This is a genomic window from Variovorax sp. 770b2 (genome assembly GCF_900115685.1).
Lineage (GTDB): Bacteria > Pseudomonadota > Gammaproteobacteria > Burkholderiales > Burkholderiaceae_C > Variovorax.
On the sequence record NZ_FOXJ01000004.1, the window covers coordinates 105,571 to 125,462 of the forward strand.

The following is a 19,892-nucleotide window of genomic DNA, read 5'->3' on the forward strand; positions in this document are numbered from 1 at the left end:
TGCATCTCGCCGTGCCCCCGAAGGCGAGATAACTTGTTGATCTGAAATGGTTTTTTCGCACAGGCCGGGGCAAACCCCCGACGCCGGAACGGGCTGCTTTCGCGATTCGTTACGTAACGCGGCGCGCTTTTCGGCCGGAACGCCGGCCGCGTTCACGGGCGATGAAACACGCCGGGCGCGCCGATCGTTCCGCTGGGCGGAAAAATCATTTGCGCCTTGGCGCTTTCGGGGGCGCGGTGCGCGGCCTACAGTCCGCAGCACCCCCGAGACAGACACACAGCGACGGCAGCACAAGGAGACAGCCACGATGCGCAACCTCAACCAGGACAACATCACCCAGGCCGTGCTCGCGCGCTTCGCCGACACGCCGGACCCTCGGCTGCACGAGATCCTGACCAGCCTCGTGCAGCACCTGCACGCCTTCGCGCGCGAGGTGAAGCTCACCGAGGCGGAGTGGTTCCAGGGCATCCAGTACCTCACGGCCACCGGCCAGATGTGCGACGACAAGCGCCAGGAGTTCATCCTGCTGTCGGACGTGCTGGGCCTCTCGATGCTCACCATCGCGATGAACAACGGCAAGCCGGACGGCTGCACCGAGGCCACGGTGTTCGGACCTTTCTACGTCGAAGGCGCGCCCGAGTACGCGCACGGCGACGACGTGGCCAACGGCGCCGCGGGCGAACCGTGCGACGTGTACGCCACCGTCCGCGGCCTCGATGGCGAGCCGGTCGCCAATGCGGTCGTCGATGTGTGGCAGGCCGACGAAGGCGGCCACTACGACGTGCAGCACGCGGGGCTCGACCACGCCGAGAACCGCGGGCGCCTGCGCACCGGGCCCGACGGCGCGCTGCATTTCAGGAGCGTGCTGGCCCAGGCCTATCCGATTCCCGTCGATGGCCCCGTGGGTGATTTGCTGCGCGCGACCAAGCGCCATCCGTGGCGGCCCGCGCACCTGCATTTCAAGATCGAGGCGCCGGGCTACGAGCACCTCATCACCCATGTGTTCCGCGAGGGCGACAAGTGGCTCGATTCCGACGCGGTGTTCGCGGTGCGCCAGTCGCTGGTCGCGCCATGGAAGCAGCAGGACAACGGCCGCTGGCGGCTGGACTTCGACTTCGTGCTGAACCCGCTGAAGCAGATCGCCTGAGGCCCCAGACCCGGGCCTGCTACGCTCGCAAAGCCTGCCCCTGACGGCAGGCTTTTTTCTGCGCCCCGCCCCGTCACATCCCATGGCCTTTCCTCTCATCACCGACCCGCATTTCTATGCGGTCGCCATCCCCGCTGTGCTGCTGCTGGGCGTGAGCAAGAGCGGCTTCGGCGCCGGCTTCGGTTCGCTCGCGGTGCCCTTGATGGCGCTCGCGGTCACCGTGCCGCAGGCGGCCGCGATCCTCATGCCGCTGTTGCTGCTGATGGACGTGCTGGGGCTCGCCGCGTTCCGGCGCGACTTCGACCGGTCGCTGCTCAAGTTCCTGATCCCGTTCGGATTGATCGGTACGGTGGTCGGCACGCTGCTGTTCCGCGTGCTGTCGGCGCACACGGTGGCGGGCATCGTCGGCGTGTTCACGCTGCTGTTCCTCGCGCAGCGGCTCGCGTTTCCGCCCAGGCCCGACGATCCGCTGCCCTCGCGCGGCGTGGGCGCCGCGCTCACGGTGGTGTCGGGCTTCACGAGCTTCATCGCCCATGCGGGCGGCCCGCCGATCAACGCCTACGTGATCCCGCTGCGGCTCAAGCCGGTGGTGTTCACGGCGACGATGGCGTACTTTTTCTTCGTGGTGAATCTGAGCAAGTGGATCCCCTACGCGTGGCTCGGCCTCATCGATTTCCGCACGCTGGCCACCTCGGTGGCGCTGATGCCGCTCGCACCGCTGGGCGTGTGGGTGGGCATCCGCATTGCGAGGCGCATCGACGCGACGTGGTTCTATCGCTTCGTGTACCTCGGCATGCTGCTCACGGGCCTGAAGCTGGCCTACGACGGATTCTTCGCCTGAGGCCGGCCGTAACGTAACCCGGCCCCTTCGCGAAACACCGAGGAACCGGCTTTGCCGGGCCTCAGGTGTTGCCCCCGGTAGGGGGTTGGCGAAGCGACACGAAGTGCGCGCAGCCTGGGGGCGAGCCCACTTTTTCACGAAGTGCGCGCAGCCTGGGGGCGAGTCAGAACTCCACGATGCTCTTGAAGCCGCCGAAGATCATCCGCTTGCCATCAAAGGGCATCGTCTTCGGGTCCATCGACGCGATGCGCGGGTCGGCCATCACCTTCGCGTTGATCGTGTCGCGGTGCTTGCGCGACTTGTAGACGATCCACGAGAAGGCCACGGTCTCGTCGGCCTTGAGCTTCACGCTCTGCGGAAACGAGGTGAGCTTGCCGGGCTTCACGTCGTCGGCGATGCACTCCACGTATTCGAGCGCGCCGTACTCCATCCACACCTTGCCGGCCTTGCGCGCGAGCTTGCGGTAGGCCTCGACGTTCTGGGTGGGAATGGCAACGATGAAACCGTCTACATAGCGGGCCATGGGAGATCTCCTGAATGAAAGATAGAACCGTTGAAGGAAAAACAGCGGCGGCTGCATGGCGTCGTTCTTGTCGTCACGACGCCGATTCGCCTGCCGCCCCGCGGGGTGCCGCCTCTTCGTTGTTCTGCATTTGCGCCGGCGGTGCGGTGCGAAGCAGCAAGACCCCGATCAAACCCGCCAGTGCCGCGAACACGGCGCCCACGAGAAATGCCAGGTTGTAGCCACCGTTGAGCGCGAGCGGCATCTGCGCGCCGGCCGCTTCCATCCCGCTGGTGCGCGCCGCCGCCGCGCTGGCCAGCACGGCCAACCCGAGTGCGCCGCCCATCATGAAAGCGGTGTTGACCACGCCCGAAGCGAGGCCCGAATCGGCCGGATCGACTTCGCTCATCGCCGCCAGCAGCACCGGGTTGAACGCCATGCCTGCGCCCAGGCCGAGCAGCATCATCCCGGGCAGCACGTCGACCACGAAGTTGCCGTTGACCGGTGCGCGCGCGAACAGCGCCAGGCCGATGGCCGCAAGCCAGAGCCCGGCTGCCAGCGGCTTGCGGATGCCGAAGCGCATCACCAGCCGGGCCGAGAGGCCGAGCGAGAACACCGCCATGATGATGTTGGCCGGCAGGAAGGCCAAGCCGATCTGCATCGGCGTGTAGTTCAGCACCAGCTGCATGTAGAGCGCGGAGATGAAGAACCACGCGAACATCGCCGCCGCCCACAGCACGCCCACCACGTTGGCCACCGCCACGCTGCGCAGGCGAAAGAGGCCCAGAGGCATCAGCGGATGCTGCACGCGCGCCTCGATGGCGATGAATGCCGCCAGCAGCACCACGGCCGCGCCGAGCAGGCCCAGCGTCTGCGTGGAACCCCAGCCGGCTTCGTTGCCGTTGACCACGCCGTACACCGCGAGCATGAGCGACAGCGTGACGGTGACCGCGCCGGCGACGTCGAGCTTTTCGCCGTGCGCCTGGCCGCGCGCGTTGGGCAGCAGCGCCACGCAGAGCGCGTACACCGCCACGCCGATCGGAAGGTTGACCAGGAAGATCCAGTGCCAGCTCAGCGAGCTCGTGAGCAGCCCGCCCAGCAGCACGCCGATGCTGCCGCCGCCGGCGCACACGAAGCCGTAGACGCCCATCGCCTTGGCGCGGTCGGCCGGTTCGGTAAAGAGATTCATGATCAGTGAAAGCGACACCGCCGAGACCACCGCGCCGCCCAGCCCCTGCACCGCACGCGCGGCGATCAGCACGCCCTGCGAATGGGCGATGCCGCAGGCCAGCGAGGCGACGGTGAAGAGCACGAGGCCGATCAAAAAGAGCCTGCGGTGGCCGTACAGGTCGCCCAGCCGCCCCCCCAGCAGCAGGAAGCCGCCGAAGGTCAGCATGTAGGCATTCACCACCCACACGAGCGAGGTCTCGGTGAAGCCGAGGTCGGTGCGGATCGAGGGCAATGCCACGTTCACGATCGTGGTGTCGAGCACGATCATCAATACGCCCAGGCAGAGCACCATCAAGGCGAGCCAGCGCTTGCGGTTGTCGAGTGTTTCGGTCATGGAGTGGATTCCTGAAAAGGTCGCCGATGCGGCGTTCCTTGTTTTTTTAGACCAGCGGCTTGCCGCCGTTGATGAGCCAGGGGGTGCCGAAGCGGTCGGTCACCATGCCGAAGGCTTCGACCCAGAAGGTCTTCTCGAAGGGCATGGAAACGGTGCCGCCCTCCGCGAAGGCATCGAACACGCGGCGCGCTTCGGCGACGGTCTCCAGGGTCAGCGCAACGCCGAAGCCCTTCATGCCTTCATAAGGCTGGCCGGGCATGGTGTCGGAAGCCATGAGCATGCCTTCGCCGTAGGCCAGCGAGGCATGCATGATCCGCTTCTTGAACTCGGGCGGCATCTGCTCGGTGTCGGGCGCTTCGCCGATGGTCATCATCATCTGCATGGTGCCGCCGAGGGTCTTTTCGTAGAAGCGCATGGCTTCTTGTGCGTTGCCGTCGAAGGTGAGGTAGGCGTGGATGGGAGACATGGTGGTTTCCTTTGGGATGCTTTGAGGTGGTTACTTTTCGGTGGCCGTCTTGAGGTTGGCAAGACCCGTTTCGAAGTCCTTGCCGATCATCTGGTCCATGTTGAAGAAGATGCCCATGAGCTTGGCGATGTAGGGGCTTGGGCCGGACATGGCCCAGGTGACCTGGGTGGCGTCGCCCTGGGGCTGCAGCGTGAAATCGGCCATGTTGTGACCTTCGAAGGGCTTGATGAAATCCAGCTTGATCGCGACCTTCGAGGAAGGCGACGACTGCGCGATTTCCATCTTGCCCGCGCCCGCCTTGTCGTTGCCTTCCCAGGCGTAGGTCGCGCCCTGGCCGGCCGGCGCACCGCCGAAGCTGCGCTTCATGCCCGGATCCAGCTTCTCGTAGGGCGACCACTCGCCCCAGCGGTGGAAGTCGTTGATCAGCGGAAAGATCTTCTCGGCCGGTGCCGCGATGTGCGCGGTGCGCTCCACGCGGAAGGTGTCGGGCCGGGTGGCCGCGTAGACGAGCACGATCGCGATCAGCGCGAGGATGACGAGGACGATTTTCTTGAGCATGAAGGGACTCCTGGGGCAGGGGCAGGGCAGGTGGGTGTTGTGGCTTACTGGCCGGTGTGGACCACCAGCAGCCAGCCCACGCCGAAGCGGTCGGTGAGCATGCCGAAGCTGGAGGTGAAGAAGGTGGGCATCAGCGGCTGCATCACCTGGCCGCCATCGGCCAGCGCGTCGAACCACTTGCGGGCGTCGGCGTCGGTGGAGGCGGCGATCGACAGCATGATCCCCTTGAATTCCGCCTGGCCCGAGCAGCGGCCGTCGGAGAACATGAGCTCGGTTTCGCCGACGCGGACGACCGAGTGCATCACCTTCTCGGGGCTGGGCATGGCGCCGGCGCAGCCGTCGCCTTTTTCCATGCCGGCATCGGCGGGCGCGTCGCTGTAGCGCATGAGCTGCACGACTTCGGCGCCGAGCGCCTTCTTGTAGAAAGCGATCGCTTCGTCGCAACGGCCTTCGAAGGACAGGTAAGACTGGACTTTCATGGCAATTCCTTTTCGCTGTAGAGGTTTCGAGGTTTCAACGATGCGCAGCGGCTTCTGCGCGAATACGATGGGATTACTTTGTGTACACCGTCCACAAAGAATAGCAGGGATAATGGACAGTGTCCACATGGAATTGCAATGAAGCTCAACAACGTCCCCGAAAGCCTGCCGCCCGCCCGCAGCACCTACCGCCACGGCGACCTGCGCCGTGCGCTGCTGGAGGCGGGCATCGAACTGGCGCGCGACGGCGGCCCGGACGCGGTGGTGCTGCGCGAGGCCACGCGGCGCGCGGGCGTGGTGCCCAATGCGGCCTACCGGCACTTCGCCAGCCGCCAGGAGCTGTTGCTGGCGGTGCGCGGCGCGGCGCTCTCGGCCGCGGCCAAGGCGATGGAAAGCGAACTGGCCGTGCTGCACTTCGACCAGCCGCCGGCCGATTTCGCCCGCGCGCAGGTGCGCGCCATCGGCACGGCCTACCTGCGGTTCGCACAGGCCGAGCCGGGGCTGTTCCGCACGGCCTTCGTGATAACCGAGGAGGGCGAGGGCGAAGTGGGCCCCGCGGCCGCAGGGGCGAGCGGCATGGGCCCGTTCCAGCTGCTGGGCGCGGCGATCGACCGGCTGGTGGACGCCGGCGTGCTCGATGCGGCGCGGCGCCCGAATGCCGAATACCTCGCGTGGTCGGCGGTGCACGGGCTTGCGCTGCTGATCATCCACGGGCCGCTGCGCGCGCTCGATGCGCAGACCACGCATGCGCTGGGGCAGCGCCTGATCGACATGGTGGAGCGCGGCCTCTAGCGGCCGCCCGCGATTTTCAAGTCACGCCGAATTCAGAGAAAACCGTTCGCGCTGAGCTTGTCGAAGCGCCGCGCAAGGCTTCGACAGGCTCAGCCCGAACGGCTCTCCGATCAGAGGTAGATCTTCTGCAGCAGCTTGATCAGCGTCTCGCGCTCGCGCACCGAGAGCTTGGCGCTGGCATCGGCTTCCAGCTGCACCACGGCCTGCTCGGCTTCGCGCACCAGCGCTTCCCCGTCGGACGTGAGGTGCAGGCCGACCGCGCGGCCGTCGTGCGGATGCGGCCGGCGTTCGATCAGCCCCCGGCTGTCCAGCGTGGCCACCAGGCTCACGAGGTTCGGCGGCAGGATGTCCAGCGTCGTGCACAGCTGCCGCGAGGTGGCGCCCGGGTTGTGCGCCAGCAGCGAGAGCACCGAGAAATCGATCTGCTTGAGCCCGTAGGGCGCCATGCGTTCCGCGAAGAAACCGCTGACGATGAGCCAGGCGCGGCGGGCGTTGTAGCCGACCAGGGTTTCGAGCACGCGGGCATCGAGCCGGTCCGAACGGCTCGATGCGGAGGCAGCGGGCTCGTTCTTCGTGGAGGTTTTTTTCGCGGGAGCAGGCATGGCCCCGAGCGTAACCGGCCGTGGCGGCGCCGGGAATCTACCGCGCGACACCTTCGGCGGCGGCGTGCGAAAGGGCCAGGCCTTCGCAAGCGCGCTTGACGATGCCCAGGCGCATCTCGAATTCGGGCAGCACCCAGCGGCGGAACGCGGCCGCCGCGCGCACGCGTTCGGTCGAGGCGCCGCCCGCCGTGGCCTCGATGCGCGCCCAGGCCCACGCCATCATCGTGAGCATCACCACCCGCAGGTAGTCGTCGGCCACCTCGTACGGCAGCACGGGGTCGGCGTGCGCGGACATCGCGATGGTGGTGCCCAGGTAGCGCAGCTGCGCGAGCCGGCGCTGCACGTCGGCATCGGCCTCGCGCGACGCATCGAGCGTGTCGCGCAGTTCGAGCAGCACGGCCGACATGGCCGCGCCGCCGTCGGGCAGCACCTTGCGCACCAGCAGGTCGATGGCCTGGATCTCGTTGGTGCCCTCGTAGATCATCGTCACGCGCGCGTCGCGCACCACTTGCTCGATGCCCCATTCGCGCACGTAGCCGTGGCCGCCGAACACCTGCAGGCATTCGCTCGCGCCATGGAAGGCCTGGTGCGTGCAGGCCGCCTTGAGCACGGGCGTGACCAGCGAGCACCAGCGTTGCGCGCGCTCGCGGGCCTTGGGGTCGGCGTCGTGGGCGGCCACGTCGAGCATCAGCGCGCTGCGATACGCCAGCGTGCGCGCGCCGTCGATCCAGGCGCGCTGGGTGTCCAGGATGCGGCGGATGGCGGGGTGCTCGGCGATCAGGTCGGCCGCTTCGTTGCCGCGGCTTGCGGGCGCGGCGCCGGGGGCGCGCATCTGGCGGCGCTCGGCCGCGTAGGCGTCGGCCTTCTGCCATGCGGCGTCGAGCAGGCCGATGCCTTGCAGCGCCACATGCAGGCGCGCCGAATTCATCATCACGAACATCGCGGCCAAGCCGCGGCCCGCCTCGCCAACCAGCCACCCGGTGGCGTCGTCGAAGCGCATCGAGCAGGTGGGGCTGCCGTGCAGGCCCATCTTTTCCTCGATGCGCTCGCAGTGCACCGCGTTGCGCGCGCCATCGGGCAGCAGCTTGGGCACGAGCACGAGCGACAGGCCCTTCGGCCCGGCCGGCGCATCGGGCAGCCGGCACAGCACGAGATGCACGATGTTTGGCGTCAGGTCGTGCTCGCCGCCCGAGATGAAGATCTTGCTGCCGCTCACGCGCAAGCTGCCGTCGGCCTGGGGCACCGCACGCGTGCGCACCTGGCCGAGATCGCTGCCCGCGTGCGCTTCGGTGAGGCACATCGTGGCGAGCCATTCGCCGGTCGCGATCTTCTGCAGGTAGCGGCTCCTGAGTTCCTCGCTGCCGTGGTGCTTGAGGCAGGCGTAGGCACCGTGCAGCAGGCCGGGCGCCATCGTGAGGCCGTGGTTCGCCGCGCTGAGCCATTCGTAGAGCACGGCTTCGAGCACCGACGGCAGGCCCTGGCCACCGTCTTCGGTCGCGGCGGAAAGCGCGGGCCAGCCGCCGTCGATGAACGCTTGATACGCCTCGCGAAATCCCGGCGGCGAGATGACTTGGCCCTTGTCGAAGCGGCAGCCGACTTCATCGCCTTCGCGATTGATCGGCGCCACCACTTCGCCGACGAAGCGCGCGGCCTCCTCGAGCACCTGCGATTGCAGCGCCTCGTCGACCTCGGCGAAAGGCGCGAGCGCCTGCAGCCGCGCAGGCGCATCGAGCACCACGTTCAGGAGAAAGCGGACGTCTTCGGGGCGGGGGCCGTAATCCATCGATGGCATCAGGACTCGGCGGTGAAGCCGATCTTCTTGACCAGCGGACCCCAGCGCTCGTACTCGGACTGCAACGACTTCTTCATCTCCTCGGGCGAGGAGCCATGGGCGAGCAGCCCGACCGACAGCAGGCCATCGGCCACGGCCTTGTCCTTGAGCGCGGCCTGGATCGCGGCGTTCGCGGCGCTGATGACGGGGGCGGGCGTTTTCGCCGGCGCGAAGAAGCCGAACCATTCGTCGGCCACGATCTCCGGAAAGCCCTGTTCGGTGAAGGTCGGCACGTCGGGCAGGTAGGCCGGACGCTGCGCCCCCGAGGTGGCGAGCACGCGCAGCTTGCCGGCCTTGGCGAACGGCAGGCAGTCGCCCGCAGGCGTCATGCACGAGGCGATCTGGCCGCCCACCACGTCGTTGATGCCGGGCAGCGAGCCGCGATAGGGCACGTGGCGCAGGTCGGCGCCGGAACTCAGGCCCAGCAGCGCGCCCAGGAAGTGCGGCGTGGAGCCCGCGCCCGGCGAGCCGTAGCTGGCCTGGCCGGGGTTGGCCTTGGCCCAGGCGATGTAGTCCTTCAGCGTCTTCACGCTGGCCGGCACCATCGGGCCGACGGCCAGGCCGTGCGTCATCACGGCGCCGATGGAGATGGGGGCGAAGTCCGGAATGGCGTAGGCCAGCTTGGTGTAGATGTGCGGATAGATCGACAGCGCCGAGGCCTGCGCGAGGCACAGCACCGAGCCGTCGGCCGGCGAGGTCTTGAGCGTGTCGAGCGCGATGCGCCCGCCCGCGCCGGGCTTGTTTTCGACCACCGGGTTCGTCTTGGTGAAGGGCGTGTCGCCCACCTTGTCGGCCACGCGGCGCGCCACGCTGTCGCCCGCGCTGCCGGCCGGGAAGCCGTAGTAGATCTTCACCTGCTGCTGCACCAGCTGGGCGAGCGCGGCGAGAGGGTGCAGAGCACCGATGGCGGCGGTGCCGCCGAGCATGTTCACGAACTGGCGTCGGGTGGTCATGGTCTTGTCTCCTGGTTGGTTGCTGGGGCTGGAATCAGCGCGGCGCCATGCGCAGGGCGCCATCGATGCGAATGACTTCGCCGTTGAGGTGGCCGTTCGTCACGATGTGACAGGCCAGCTCGGCAAATTCCGAAGGCTTGCCCAGGCGCGGCGGAAACGGAATCGACGCGGCCAGCGAGTGCTGCACGGCCTCGGGCAATTCGAGCAGCAGCGGCGTGGCGAAGAGGCCGGGCGCCACGGTGCACACGCGGATGGCGTGCTGCGCGAGGTCGCGCGCCATCGGCAGCGTCATGCCGACGAGGCCGCCCTTCGAGGCGCTGTAGGCCTGTTGTCCCACCTGGCCGTCGAAGGCCGCGACGGAAGCGGTGAAGAGCATCACGCCCTTCTCGCCGTTGTCCAGCGCTTCCAGCCTGGCGCAGCGTGCCGCGAACAGGCGCGCCATGTTGTAGCCGCCGACGAGGTTGATGTTGACCACGCGCACGAAGTCTTCGAGCGGCGCCGGGTTGCCGTCCTTGCCGACGATGCGCTTGGCGCTGCCGATGCCGGCCACGTTCATCAGGATGCGCGCGGGGCCGTGGGCTGCAGCGGCCTTGTCGAGCGCGGCATTCACGCTGTCGGTGTCGGTGATGTCGCAGGTGCACGCGACGCCGCCGATTTCGGCGGCCACCTTCTCGGCGAGCGCGGCGTTGCGGTCGAGCACCGCGACCTTGGCGCCCAGGCGCGCGAGTTCGCGCGCGGTGGCTTCTCCGAGGCCCGATGCGCCGCCGGTGACGAGGGCGGCTTGTCCTTCGATCTTCATGGTGTGTTGTCTCCTGGAATGTCTAGCGGGGCGTGAGCGTGAAGGGCAGGGTGCCGGCGTGCATCGCGTCGGCGAGCGCGGCGCGGTGCTTGAGCACGGCGCGCTGGTTGATCGATCCCTTGTCGGTCACCTCGCCCTTGTCGATGGAGGGCGGCTCGGCCATCAGATGAAGGCGCGCGATGCGGTTGGCGCTGCCGGTGCCCATGGCGGACAGCTCGTTGGCCACCTGCTGGAAGTGCGCCTGCACCGGTGCGCTCTCGAGCACCTGCTGCATCGTCGCGTCGACGCCGAGGCCCGCGAGCTGGCGCACCTTCTGCGTCGGGAAAATCAGCGCGCCGACTTCCTTCAGGTTGATGCCGGTCAGCACCGCGTCCTGCACATAGGGCGCGCCGGCCGCGATGATCTTCGCGCGGAGCGGCCCCACGCTCACGAAGGTGCCGGTGGCGAGCTTGAAGTCTTCGGCGATGCGGCCGTCGAAGCGCAGGCCCCGGTGGATGTTGTCGTCGGCTATCCACTTCACCGCGTCGCCGGTCGAGAAGAAACCTTCCTCGTCGAAGGCCTCGGCCGTGGCATCGGGCGCGCGCCAGTAGCCGGGCGTGATGTTGGGGCCGCGGTAGCGCACCTCGGTCTTGCCGTCGACCTCGATCAGCTTGAGCTCGATGCCGGCCGCGGGCAGGCCGATGTCGCCCGACTTCACTTCGGGGCCGGTCACGTAGAGCGCGAACGGGCCCGACTCGGTCATGCCCAGGCCCGTGCCCATCACGATGCGCTCGCCGACCTCGGCCTCCTGCGTCTTGTGCAGGCTGTCCCAGATCGGCTGCGAGAGCGCTGCGCCCGAGTAGAAGAACATCTTCACGCGCGACAGCAGGTTGCGGCGCAGCACCGCATCGCTTTCCATCGCGTTGGCGATCGCCTCGAAGCCGGTCGGCACATTGAAGTAGATGGTGGGCGCGACTTCGCGGAGGTTCCGCAGTGTCTCGGCCATGCCCGCGGGCGTGGGCTTGCCGTCGTCGATGTAGAGCGTGCCGCCGTTGTCCAGCACGATGCCCACGTTGTGGTTGCCGCCGAAGGTGTGGTTCCAGGGGAGCCAGTCGACGAGCACCGGCGGCTCGTCGCCCAGCGCGGGAATCGACTGGCGCAGCTGCTGCTGGTTGGCGCACCACATGCGGTGCGTGTTGATCACCGCCTTGGGCATCTTGGTGGAGCCCGAGGTGAAGAGGAACTTGGTGATGGTGTCGGGACCGGTCGCTCGCATCGCGGCGTCGATGGCGGGTGTGGCTGGCGTCGCGGCGAGGACGTTGAACGCGGTGGTCGCGCGGCCTTCGAGCCGGCCTTCGGCGAGCACGACCTCGGTGCCGGACGGCACGGCGGCTTCGATGGCGCGGCCGTAGCGCGCGGCATCGGCCGCGAACACGAGGCCCGGCGTGAGCGTGTCCAGCACGTGGCGCAGCTTCTCGAAGTCCTGGCTCACCAGCGAGTAGGGCGGCGACACGGGGCAGTAGGGCACGCCGGCGTAGAGGCAGCCCAGCGCGAGCAGCGCGTGCTCGATGCCGTTCTCGCTGAGGATCGCGACCGGGCGCTCCGCGTTCAGGCCGCGGTCGAGCAGCGCCTGTCCGATGCCGCGCGCCTCCTGCAGCGCCTGCGCGTACGACACGCGCAGCCAGTCGCCGGTGCTGCCGTCGGCCAGCCGTTCGCGGCGGGCGATGAAGGTGCGGTCGGGCGCATGTTCGGCCCAGTGCGCCAGGCGGTCGGTCATGCGCTCGCGGTACGCGTCCAGTTGCGTCTCGGCCTGCAGGTACTGCGTGCCCGGTGCGCCGTCGCGCAGCACCGCGCGGGTCACGCCGAAGGCCAGCGGGCGGTATCGAACGGCGGTCATCCCTTGCTCACCTTCGCGCCGCGGCCTTCGAGGAAATCGCGCACGCGCTCCTTGGCCTCGGGCGCGGCTTGCACGATGCCGGACATCAGCGCCTCGGTGAAGAAACCGTGGTCGGCCGACTGCTCGGCGATGCGCGGCAGCGCGTGCATCAGCGCGTAGTTGGTGAGCGGTGCGTTGGTGGCGATGCGCCTGGCAAGCTCGAAGGCCTTGTCGAAGGCGGTGCCCTCGTCGACCAGGTACTGCGCGAAGTTGGCGCGCTCGCCGTCCTCGGCGTTGTAGACGCGGCCGGTCATCATCATGTCGGTCATGCGGGCCACGCCGATCAGCTTGGGGATGCGCACCGAGCCGCCGCCGCCCACGAAGATGCCGCGCGAGCCTTCGGGCAGCGCGTAGAAGGTGGAGCGGTCGGCCACGCGGATGTGGCAGGCGCTCGCCAGTTCGAGCCCGCCGCCGACCACCGCGCCGTGCAGCGCCGCGACCACCGGCACCGGGCCGTGCTGGACGAGGTCGAGCGCGGCATGCCACAGGCGCGAGTGCTTCATGCCCTGGCCGGCGTCGCGCTCCTTCAGTTCGGCGAGGTCCAGGCCCGCGCAGAAGTGCGGGCCTTCGCCGTCGAGCACCACGGCGCGCACGGTGGAGGGCAGCTTCTCGAAGGTATCGCGCAACGCGAGGATCAGGCCGTCCGACAGCGCATTGCGCTTGGCGCCCCGTGTCAGGCGGACGATGGCGACTTCGTCGCGGATGTCGAGGTGGAGGTCGGGATTGGTCATGATTGCGTTCGTGTGTGAGTTGGATTATGGTTATGATAAATAATCAATTCAAGGCGCTTGGGCACCTTGAATCCTAGGGACTTACACGTACTGGAGACAACGACATGGACCCCCGGAACCTCATCGCGATCGACATCCACACCCACGCCGAAGTGAGTTGCTGGAACCCGTTCGACAACTACGGCGAGGAATACGACCGCGCCGCCGACAAGTACTTCGGCTCGAGCGGCCGTCCCACCATCGCCGAGAGCGTGGCGTATTACCGCGAGCGGAAGATCGGGCTGGTGATGTTCATGGTCGATGCAGAGTCGAACATGGGCCGCCGCCGCATCCCGAACGAAGAGATCGCCGAGGCGGCCGCGCAGAACAGCGACATCATGATTGCCTTCGCCAGCATCGATCCGCACAAGGGAAAGATGGGCGCCCGCGAAGCGCGCCGGCTCATCGAGGAACACGGCGTGAAGGGCTTCAAGTTCCACCCGACGGTGCAGGCCTTCCATCCCTACGACAAGATGGCCTGGCCGATCTACGAGGTGATTGCCGAATACGGCCTGCCCGCCATCTTTCACACCGGCCACAGCGGCATCGGCTCGGGCATGCGCTGCGGCGGAGGCCTCAGGCTCGAATACAGCAACCCGATGCACCTGGACGACGTGGCCATCGACTTCCCCGACATGCAGATCGTGATGGCCCACCCCAGCTTCCCCTGGCAGGACGAGGCGCTGAGCGTGGCGACGCACAAGCCCAACGTGTGGATCGACCTCTCGGGCTGGAGCCCCAAGTACTTTCCCAAGCAACTGGTGCAGTACGCCAACACGCTGCTGAAGGATCGCATCCTCTTCGGCAGCGACTACCCGCTGATCACGCCCGACCGGTGGATGAAGGACTTCGAAGTGGCGGGGGTCAAGCCGGAGGGGATGCCGGGAATCCTGAAGGGCAACGCGGTCCGGCTGCTGAAGCTGGAAGGCTGACGAAGAGAAGAGGGCGGCCTACGAATCCGCCTCTTCTTTCTCGTCGATCCGATCCCAATCGCGCCCCGAGCGCCGCTGCCGCTCCTCGCGTTCGCGCGCCATCTGCTCCTCGAACTGCTGGCGGCCTTCCTTGTTGGCCGCGATCAGCTTCGCGCGGTCCTTGTAGTGCGGGTAGATCTCGTCGCTCAACTTGATATTCCGCGTGCGGAACCGCATCGTCGATTCGCGCGCCTCGTGCGCCGGCCAGCCCAGCGCCTCGAGCGTGGAGCGCGCGCTGCGCAGCGACGACTCGAACACCTCGCGCTCGATGTCCTTCACGCCGCGGTCGCGCAGCTGGAAGAGGTGGGTCACGTTGCGGGCCCGCGCGATGATGCGGGCCTGCGGGAAGTTCTCGGTCACCAGGTCGACGATCTCCAGCGACTGCTCGATGTCGTCCACCGCCACCACGATGGCCTTGGCCGATCCGGCGCCCGCGGTGCGCAGCAAATCCAGCCGCGTCGCATCGCCGTAGAACACCCGAAAGCCGAACTGGCGCAGGCCCTCGACGGTGTCGGCATCGTGGTCCAGCACCGTCACGCGCAGGCCCTGCGACATCAGCATGCGCCCGACGATCTGCCCATAGCGGCCGAAGCCGCAGATCAGCACCTTGGCGTCCTGCTGCTCGGATATTTCTTCCATCTGCGGGCCGTTGGTGCGGCTGTAGCGCGGCAGCACGAACTTGTCGAGCAGCACCAGGAGGAGCGGCGACAGGAGCATCGACAGCGCCACGGCGCCGATCAGGAGCGAAGTGATCTCGGGCGGCAGTACGTCGGGCCCCGCGGCCTGGAACACCACGAATGCGAACTCGCCGCCCTGCGCGAGCAGCAGCGTGAACACCGGGCGCTCCTGGTAGGCCAGGCCCATCGCCTTGGCGAGCGCGTAGATCACGACCAGCTTGATGACCATGAAGCCGACCACCAGCGCGGCCATGAGCCACGGGCTCGCGATCAGCACGCCGAAGTTGATCGACATGCCCACGGCGATGAAAAAGAGGCCGAGCAAGAGGCCCTTGAAGGGTTCGATGTCGGTCTCGAGCTCGCGCCGGTATTCGCTTTCCGCGAGCAGCACGCCGGCAAGGAAGGCGCCCAGCGCCATCGACAGGCCCACCAGCTGCATCAGCGCCGCGATGGCCACCACGAGCAGCAGCGCCGCGGCGGTGAAGATCTCGGGCGTGTTGCTGCGCGCGATCCAGCGCAGGATGGGGCGCAGCAGCAAGCGGCCCCCGAGGATGATGCCGGCGATCACGCCGACGATCTTGAGTGCTTCCAGCGCGCGGTCCAGGCCGCTGAGCGATTGCTCGGCCGCGGTGGCGCCCGCCAGCAGCGGCAGCAGCGCAAGGATCGGGATGGCCGCCACGTCCTGGAACAGCAGGATCGAAAAGCCGGCCTGGCCGCTCGGCGTCTTGAGCAGGTTGCGCTCGCCGAACACCTGCAGCGCGATGGCGGTGGAGGAGAGCGCGAGACCCAGCGATGCCACCAGCGCCACGCGCCATTCGGCACCGACGGCCCAACCCGCGGCAAAGAGCACCGCGGCGCAGCTGAGCACCTGCGCGGCGCCCCAGCCGAAGATGGGCCGGCGCAGGTTCCACAGGCGCTTGGGTTCGAGTTCGAGGCCGACGAGAAACAGCATCAGCACCACGCCGAACTCGGCGAAATGCAGCACGTCCTCCACGCTGGACACGAGGCCCAGCCCCCACGGGCCGATCGCGATGCCGGCCACCAGGTAGCCGATGATCGAGCCGAGCCCGAGGAACTTCGACAGCGGCACCACCAGCACGGCGGCGCCCAGGTAGATGAGGCTGCTGGTCAGCCAGGCGGGTGCGTGTTCCATGCTCAGGCCGTGCCTTCGTGGTTGCTGTTGTTTTCGTTGGCGGCGGACATGGAGGCGATGCCGCGGGTCATCGCGGAGTGGAAGGTGCTGGCTACCACCTTGCCCATGTCGTCGGACTCGGCCGGGCGGTCGGCTTCGGGCACGGGGCAGGCGATGCAGGCGTCGATCTCCTCGATCTCGGGCCAGTCGGGGTAGCTGCCCAGGCGCTGGGCGTAGGTCTGGACATGCGCCGTCACCTCGGCCTCCTCGGCGCTGCGGGCGCCGTAGAAGACGAGCGGCGGCAAGAAGCGCATGCCGCAGAGCGCGGCGGTCTGTTCGTAGGGCGGCAGGAAGGCGTCGAAGAAATAGCGGTGGTAGCTCTGGGGGTGGTAGCTCGGCTCGGGGCTGCCGGTGGTGGCGACCAGCCAGAAGTCCTTGCCCTGCAGGGCGGTGCCGCCGGGGCCGTAGGCCCAGCCGTAGGTGAGCACGTCGTCGACCCAGAGCTTCTGCAGCGCCGGCATCGAGTACCACTGGATCGGATGCACCAGCACGACCAGGCGGGCTTTCGCGAGGCGGGCCTGCTCGGCCTCGACATCGATGGCGAAGTCGGGGTAGCTGCCGTAGAGGTCGTTGACCTCCACCCCCGGCACCGCCCGCGCGGCGGCCAGCATGCGGCGGTTCACGCGCGAATCGCGCCAGTGGGGGTGGGCCGCAATCACGTAGATACCGCCGGTGTCGTCGGCGGGGTTTCCCGGAAGTGTTGTTGTCGTCATGCCGCGAACATAGCAAAGAAGGCTCTCCCCCAGGCTTCGCGCACTTCGTGTCGCTTCGCCAACCCCCTTCCGGGGGCAACACCAACGGCCCGGCAAAGCCGGTTCCGCGGTGTTTCGCGGTGTTTCGCGAGCAGGCACTACGATGCGGGCCTGTTCCAACTCTGGAGGAGAACGCCATGCCGGTGGTTCTGGTCGCCAACCCCAAGGGTGGCGTTGGCAAGTCGACGATCGCGACGAACATCGCGGGTTACTTTGCGAGCCGCGGCCATGCCGTGATGCTGGGCGACGTGGATCGCCAGCAGTCCTCGCGGCTCTGGCTGGGCTTGCGCCCGCCGATGGCCCGGCCCATCTCCACCTGGGAAGCCTCCGGCGACAGCGCCGTGGTGCGCCCCCCGCGCGGCACCACGCACGCGGTGCTCGACACGCCCGCCGGCCTGCACGGCTGGCGCTTCAAGGACGTGCTGGCGCTGGCCGACCGGGTGATCGTGCCGCTGCAGCCGAGCATCTTCGACATCTACGCCACGCGCGACTTCCTCGACCGGCTGCTGGAGCAGCGCCGCGCCGAGAAAACCAGGATCGGCCTCGTGGGCATGCGCGTGAATGCGCGCACCCTGGCGGCCGACCGGCTGAACGAATTCATCGCGGGGCTCGGCGTGCCCGTGCTGGGCGAGTTGCGCGACACGCAGAACTACGTGCAGCTCGCCGCGCGCGGGCTCACGCTGTTCGACATCGCGCCTGGCCGCGTGCAGCGCGACCTGGAGCAGTGGCAGCCGATCTGCCAGTGGCTGGAGGCCTGATGGCCCCCCGGCGTTTCACTTCGCTTCGCTGCGTGTAATTCGCCACCCCCCCGAGGGGGAGGCGCGGCTCGCCTTGGGGCGGCCCGGCGGCGCTCGCAACTCCCGGTTTTCCCTGACCCCGGTTGTCGCGATGCCGACAGCCGCGCCCAGGCCCTTGGCACCAGAATGCCGCGCATGACCAAAAAGACATTCCAGACCCTTCAGGATCTCGCCGCCTGCGTCGGCCAGGAAGTCGCCGTGAGCGACTGGATCACCGTCACGCAGGAGCAGGTCAACCAGTTCGCCGAGGCGACGGGCGACCACCAGTGGATTCATGTCGATGTCGAGCGGGCCAAGGCCGGCCCCTTCGGCGGGCCGATCGCCCACGGATTTCTCACGCTGTCGCTGCTGCCGCGTTTCTACGAGACCGCGTTCGACGTGGTGGAGTCGCGCATGGGCGTGAACTACGGGCTGAACCGGGTGCGCTTCATGTCGCCGGTGCCGGTGGGCAAGCGCCTGCGGGCCCGCATGAAGCTGCTGACCGCGGAGCCGATTCCCGACGACGGCCTCCAGATGACCTGGGAAACCGCCATCGAGCTCGAAGGCGCGGCCAAGCCGGCCTGTGTCGCCGAGTCGGTGGTGCGCCGCTACCGCTGAGCGCGGTTTTCTGTCTTACATCCGGCGGTCGGTCACTTCGCCATAGGTGGCGGCGCCTTGCCGCGTGATGCCGAGCGCGCTGGCGCGGACCGCGGCGCGGTCGGTGTTGCCGTTGGTCTGCTGGGCCACGCCGGTGCCGCCGTTGCCGATCTTCAAAGGCTGGCGCGCCTGGGCCTGCACCTCGGCCCGTGAGAGCGTCGACTGGAAGGGCGCGGGCGGCAGCGGGTTCTGTTCACCCTGGAAGGCCTGGGCACCGGTGCTGAGGGCGAGCGTGGCGACGGTCGCAAGCGAGGTGAGAGCAATCGACTTGGCATTCATGATGGAACTCCTTGAGCAAAGCGTTGAAGGACTCGATGCCGGAGCGGATGCAGTGACTGCTTTTCGCGCCGGCATGACATCCATACGCTGCGCCGCGCCGACCGGATGCGCCCTTGCCGCGCGAAGGGTCAGCTGAATCCGTTTTGCCGCCAGGCTTCGAACACCGTCACTGCCACGGCGTTCGAGAGGTTCAGGCTGCGCTGCCCCTCGCGCATCGGCAGCCGCAGGCGCTGCGGCTCGGCGAAGCCGTCGCGCACCGCGGGCGGCAGGCCGCTGGTCTCGGAGCCGAACACCAGCCAGTCGCCCGGCTGGAAGCGCACGTCGTGCACGGCGCGCGTGCCGCGGGTGGTGAGGGCGAACATGCGGTCGGCGGCGGGGCTTTCCGCATCGATCAACGCTTGCCAGCCGGCATGGCGCTTCACCTCGGCGTACTCGTGATAGTCGAGCCCGGCGCGGCGCAAGAGGCGGTCGTCCATCGAAAAGCCGAGCGGCTCGACCAGGTGCAGCGTGCAGCCGGTGTTGGCCGCGAGCCGGATCACGTTGCCGGTGTTCGGCGGAATTTCGGGGTGGACCAGGACGATATGGAACATCCGCCGATTGTCGGCGGGCCGGGTGGACCGGTCAGCGGGGCGGATCGGTGCGGGCCAGCACGACCGCGGTGATGTGCGCGCTGCCGGCCAGCCGGAGCGTTTCGGCGGCGGCGAACAGCGAGGCGCCGCTGGTCATCACGTCGTCGACCAGCACGATGCGTTTTCCCCGCACCTTGTCCGCGCGCAATGGCTCCACGGCGAAGGCGCCGCGCAGGTTGCGCAGGCGCTCGGCGCGCGCGAGGCCGCTCTGCGCCGGGGTCTCGCGGGTGCGCAGCAGCAGCGTCGCGTCGGTCTTGGCCGGCGCCATGCGGCGCGCGAGTTCGAGCGACTGGTTGAAGCCGCGCTCGCGCAGCCGGCCGGGCGCGAGCGGCATCGGCAGCACGATGTCGGACTGCTCCAGCGCCGGCTCCACCCAGGGCGCGCTGCGCAGCAGGGTCGCGAACGGACCTGCCCAACCGGCATCCCCGCGGAACTTGAACCGGGCGATGGCATCGGGCCAGGGCCAGGCGTAGGTGCAGGCCGCCAGGCAGGCGTCCAGCGGCGGCGGGTGCAGCACGCAGTCGCCGCACCGAGCGGCGCCTTCAGGCACCGGCAGGGCGCAGCCACCGCAACGCGGAGCCGGCGGCGCGAAGCGCGCGATACAGGCATCGCACACCGGCTGCGAAGGCCAGGCGCGGCAGACCTCGCACTGGCTGGGCAGCCGCGCGAGTCCCGCAAAGAGTGAGGTGAAAGGCCTCAGGGCCCGGTGGCTGAACATGGTCTCAATATACTCACGGCCC

The 19,892-nt window shown here is 68.3% G+C and carries 22 protein-coding genes; 6 read left to right on the forward strand and 16 right to left on the reverse strand.

Annotation, left to right across the window (positions count from 1 at the left end):
• Positions 1 to 307: 307 nt before the first annotated feature.
• Complete coding sequence (locus tag BM133_RS22160; RefSeq protein WP_093438477.1) at positions 308 to 1,147, forward strand: intradiol ring-cleavage dioxygenase; 840 nt, start codon at positions 308 to 310, stop codon at positions 1,145 to 1,147.
• 82 nt (positions 1,148 to 1,229) lie between these two features.
• Positions 1,230 to 1,988, forward strand: a complete 759-nt coding sequence (locus tag BM133_RS22165) for a sulfite exporter TauE/SafE family protein (protein WP_093438480.1) — start codon at positions 1,230 to 1,232, stop codon at positions 1,986 to 1,988.
• A 163-nt stretch (positions 1,989 to 2,151) separates the two neighbouring features.
• Here BM133_RS22165 and BM133_RS22170 read toward each other — a convergent pair whose 3' ends face one another.
• The 5 genes from BM133_RS22170 to BM133_RS22190 all read right to left on the reverse strand — a co-directional run bounded on the left by BM133_RS22170 (position 2,152) and on the right by BM133_RS22190 (position 5,557).
• Entirely contained in the window at positions 2,152 to 2,511 is a 360-nt protein-coding gene (locus tag BM133_RS22170) for a DUF1428 domain-containing protein (RefSeq protein ID WP_093438482.1), read from the reverse strand.
• Positions 2,512 to 2,584: 73 nt separating this feature from the next.
• Positions 2,585 to 4,054, reverse strand: a complete 1,470-nt coding sequence (locus BM133_RS22175; RefSeq protein WP_093438485.1) for a DHA2 family efflux MFS transporter permease subunit — start codon at positions 4,052 to 4,054, stop codon at positions 2,585 to 2,587.
• 46 nt (positions 4,055 to 4,100) lie between these two features.
• On the reverse strand, positions 4,101 to 4,520 hold the full coding sequence (locus BM133_RS22180; protein ID WP_093438487.1) for a VOC family protein: 420 nt from the start codon (positions 4,518 to 4,520) through the stop codon (positions 4,101 to 4,103).
• A gap of 30 nt (positions 4,521 to 4,550) precedes the next feature.
• Entirely contained in the window at positions 4,551 to 5,078 is a 528-nt protein-coding gene (locus tag BM133_RS22185) for an SRPBCC family protein (protein WP_093438490.1), read from the reverse strand.
• A 44-nt stretch (positions 5,079 to 5,122) separates the two neighbouring features.
• A complete protein-coding gene (locus BM133_RS22190; RefSeq protein WP_093438493.1) occupies positions 5,123 to 5,557 on the reverse strand; it encodes a VOC family protein in 435 nt (144 codons plus the stop codon).
• A gap of 138 nt (positions 5,558 to 5,695) precedes the next feature.
• Here BM133_RS22190 and BM133_RS22195 point away from each other — a divergent pair, with 138 nt between their 5' ends.
• Positions 5,696 to 6,349 carry a TetR/AcrR family transcriptional regulator gene (locus BM133_RS22195; RefSeq protein WP_093438495.1) on the forward strand — a complete coding sequence of 218 codons (654 nt, stop codon included), beginning with the start codon at positions 5,696 to 5,698 and terminating at the stop codon, positions 6,347 to 6,349.
• 110 nt (positions 6,350 to 6,459) lie between these two features.
• Here the strand turns inward: BM133_RS22195 and BM133_RS22200 are convergent, their stop codons facing one another.
• Genes BM133_RS22200 through BM133_RS22225 form a run of 6 tightly spaced genes read right to left on the reverse strand, consistent with a single transcriptional unit; the run spans position 6,460 to position 13,180 of the window.
• Positions 6,460 to 6,951, reverse strand: a complete 492-nt coding sequence (locus tag BM133_RS22200; RefSeq protein ID WP_093438497.1) for a MarR family winged helix-turn-helix transcriptional regulator — start codon at positions 6,949 to 6,951, stop codon at positions 6,460 to 6,462.
• A 37-nt stretch (positions 6,952 to 6,988) separates the two neighbouring features.
• Positions 6,989 to 8,734, reverse strand: a complete 1,746-nt coding sequence (locus BM133_RS22205; protein WP_093438500.1) for an acyl-CoA dehydrogenase family protein — start codon at positions 8,732 to 8,734, stop codon at positions 6,989 to 6,991.
• Between the two features lie 8 nt (positions 8,735 to 8,742).
• Positions 8,743 to 9,735: a Bug family tripartite tricarboxylate transporter substrate binding protein gene (locus BM133_RS22210; RefSeq protein ID WP_093438502.1), complete on the reverse strand. Its 993-nt coding sequence runs from the start codon at positions 9,733 to 9,735 to the stop codon at positions 8,743 to 8,745.
• Positions 9,736 to 9,769: 34 nt separating this feature from the next.
• Positions 9,770 to 10,534, reverse strand: coding sequence for an SDR family NAD(P)-dependent oxidoreductase (locus tag BM133_RS22215; protein WP_093438505.1), 765 nt, complete (start codon positions 10,532 to 10,534; stop codon positions 9,770 to 9,772).
• A 22-nt stretch (positions 10,535 to 10,556) separates the two neighbouring features.
• The gene (locus tag BM133_RS22220) at positions 10,557 to 12,410 is read right to left on the reverse strand and encodes a feruloyl-CoA synthase (RefSeq protein WP_093438508.1); all 1,854 of its coding nucleotides are present in this window, start codon (positions 12,408 to 12,410) and stop codon (positions 10,557 to 10,559) included.
• Complete coding sequence (locus tag BM133_RS22225; RefSeq protein ID WP_093438510.1) at positions 12,407 to 13,180, reverse strand: crotonase/enoyl-CoA hydratase family protein; 774 nt, start codon at positions 13,178 to 13,180, stop codon at positions 12,407 to 12,409. Before BM133_RS22225 ends, BM133_RS22220 begins: the two co-directional genes overlap by 4 nt.
• 104 nt (positions 13,181 to 13,284) lie before the next feature.
• Between BM133_RS22225 and BM133_RS22230 the strand changes: the two genes are divergently transcribed.
• Positions 13,285 to 14,151, forward strand: coding sequence for an amidohydrolase family protein (locus BM133_RS22230; RefSeq protein WP_093438513.1), 867 nt, complete (start codon positions 13,285 to 13,287; stop codon positions 14,149 to 14,151).
• Between the two features lie 18 nt (positions 14,152 to 14,169).
• On the opposite strand, the gene kefC is transcribed toward BM133_RS22230, so the two are convergent.
• Both kefC and BM133_RS22240 read right to left on the reverse strand, forming a co-directional pair.
• Entirely contained in the window at positions 14,170 to 16,020 is a 1,851-nt protein-coding gene (gene kefC / locus BM133_RS22235) for a glutathione-regulated potassium-efflux system protein KefC (RefSeq protein WP_093438515.1), read from the reverse strand.
• Positions 16,021 to 16,022: 2 nt separating this feature from the next.
• On the reverse strand, positions 16,023 to 16,772 hold the full coding sequence (locus BM133_RS22240; RefSeq protein WP_093438518.1) for a glutathione-regulated potassium-efflux system oxidoreductase KefF: 750 nt from the start codon (positions 16,770 to 16,772) through the stop codon (positions 16,023 to 16,025).
• Positions 16,773 to 16,948: 176 nt separating this feature from the next.
• Between BM133_RS22240 and BM133_RS22245 the strand changes: the two genes are divergently transcribed.
• A complete protein-coding gene (locus BM133_RS22245) occupies positions 16,949 to 17,569 on the forward strand; it encodes a ParA family protein (RefSeq protein ID WP_093438520.1) in 621 nt (206 codons plus the stop codon).
• 165 nt (positions 17,570 to 17,734) lie between these two features.
• Entirely contained in the window at positions 17,735 to 18,205 is a 471-nt protein-coding gene (locus tag BM133_RS22250; protein ID WP_093438523.1) for a MaoC family dehydratase, read from the forward strand.
• A 15-nt stretch (positions 18,206 to 18,220) separates the two neighbouring features.
• Here BM133_RS22250 and BM133_RS22255 read toward each other — a convergent pair whose 3' ends face one another.
• From BM133_RS22255 to BM133_RS22265, 3 genes are all read right to left on the reverse strand, one after another.
• A complete protein-coding gene (locus tag BM133_RS22255) occupies positions 18,221 to 18,523 on the reverse strand; it encodes a DUF4148 domain-containing protein (RefSeq protein WP_093438525.1) in 303 nt (100 codons plus the stop codon).
• A gap of 128 nt (positions 18,524 to 18,651) precedes the next feature.
• Positions 18,652 to 19,113, reverse strand: coding sequence for a tRNA (uridine(34)/cytosine(34)/5-carboxymethylaminomethyluridine(34)-2'-O)-methyltransferase TrmL (gene trmL, locus BM133_RS22260; protein WP_093438528.1), 462 nt, complete (start codon positions 19,111 to 19,113; stop codon positions 18,652 to 18,654).
• A 31-nt stretch (positions 19,114 to 19,144) separates the two neighbouring features.
• Positions 19,145 to 19,870, reverse strand: a complete 726-nt coding sequence (locus tag BM133_RS22265) for a ComF family protein (protein ID WP_093438530.1) — start codon at positions 19,868 to 19,870, stop codon at positions 19,145 to 19,147.
• Positions 19,871 to 19,892 lie beyond the last annotated feature (22 nt).

Coding starts and splice junctions, on each gene's coding strand:
- BM133_RS22220 (WP_093438508.1), bottom strand. CDS start 12,410: ATGACCGCCGTTCGATACCGCCCGCTGGCCTTCGGCGTGACCCGCGCG.
- BM133_RS22175 (WP_093438485.1), bottom strand. CDS start 4,054: ATGACCGAAACACTCGACAACCGCAAGCGCTGGCTCGCCTTGATGGTG.
- BM133_RS22215 (WP_093438505.1), bottom strand. CDS start 10,534: ATGAAGATCGAAGGACAAGCCGCCCTCGTCACCGGCGGCGCATCGGGC.
- BM133_RS22225 (WP_093438510.1), bottom strand. CDS start 13,180: ATGACCAATCCCGACCTCCACCTCGACATCCGCGACGAAGTCGCCATC.
- trmL (WP_093438528.1), bottom strand. CDS start 19,113: ATGTTCCATATCGTCCTGGTCCACCCCGAAATTCCGCCGAACACCGGC.
- BM133_RS22170 (WP_093438482.1), bottom strand. CDS start 2,511: ATGGCCCGCTATGTAGACGGTTTCATCGTTGCCATTCCCACCCAGAAC.
- BM133_RS22160 (WP_093438477.1), top strand. CDS start 308: ATGCGCAACCTCAACCAGGACAACATCACCCAGGCCGTGCTCGCGCGC.
- BM133_RS22205 (WP_093438500.1), bottom strand. CDS start 8,734: ATGGATTACGGCCCCCGCCCCGAAGACGTCCGCTTTCTCCTGAACGTG.
- BM133_RS22180 (WP_093438487.1), bottom strand. CDS start 4,520: ATGTCTCCCATCCACGCCTACCTCACCTTCGACGGCAACGCACAAGAA.
- BM133_RS22230 (WP_093438513.1), top strand. CDS start 13,285: ATGGACCCCCGGAACCTCATCGCGATCGACATCCACACCCACGCCGAA.
- BM133_RS22265 (WP_093438530.1), bottom strand. CDS start 19,870: ATGTTCAGCCACCGGGCCCTGAGGCCTTTCACCTCACTCTTTGCGGGA.
- BM133_RS22240 (WP_093438518.1), bottom strand. CDS start 16,772: ATGACGACAACAACACTTCCGGGAAACCCCGCCGACGACACCGGCGGT.
- kefC (WP_093438515.1), bottom strand. CDS start 16,020: ATGGAACACGCACCCGCCTGGCTGACCAGCAGCCTCATCTACCTGGGC.
- BM133_RS22210 (WP_093438502.1), bottom strand. CDS start 9,735: ATGACCACCCGACGCCAGTTCGTGAACATGCTCGGCGGCACCGCCGCC.
- BM133_RS22200 (WP_093438497.1), bottom strand. CDS start 6,951: ATGCCTGCTCCCGCGAAAAAAACCTCCACGAAGAACGAGCCCGCTGCC.
- BM133_RS22255 (WP_093438525.1), bottom strand. CDS start 18,523: ATGAATGCCAAGTCGATTGCTCTCACCTCGCTTGCGACCGTCGCCACG.
- BM133_RS22165 (WP_093438480.1), top strand. CDS start 1,230: ATGGCCTTTCCTCTCATCACCGACCCGCATTTCTATGCGGTCGCCATC.
- BM133_RS22195 (WP_093438495.1), top strand. CDS start 5,696: ATGAAGCTCAACAACGTCCCCGAAAGCCTGCCGCCCGCCCGCAGCACC.
- BM133_RS22245 (WP_093438520.1), top strand. CDS start 16,949: ATGCCGGTGGTTCTGGTCGCCAACCCCAAGGGTGGCGTTGGCAAGTCG.
- BM133_RS22250 (WP_093438523.1), top strand. CDS start 17,735: ATGCCGCGCATGACCAAAAAGACATTCCAGACCCTTCAGGATCTCGCC.
- BM133_RS22190 (WP_093438493.1), bottom strand. CDS start 5,557: ATGAAAGTCCAGTCTTACCTGTCCTTCGAAGGCCGTTGCGACGAAGCG.
- BM133_RS22185 (WP_093438490.1), bottom strand. CDS start 5,078: ATGCTCAAGAAAATCGTCCTCGTCATCCTCGCGCTGATCGCGATCGTG.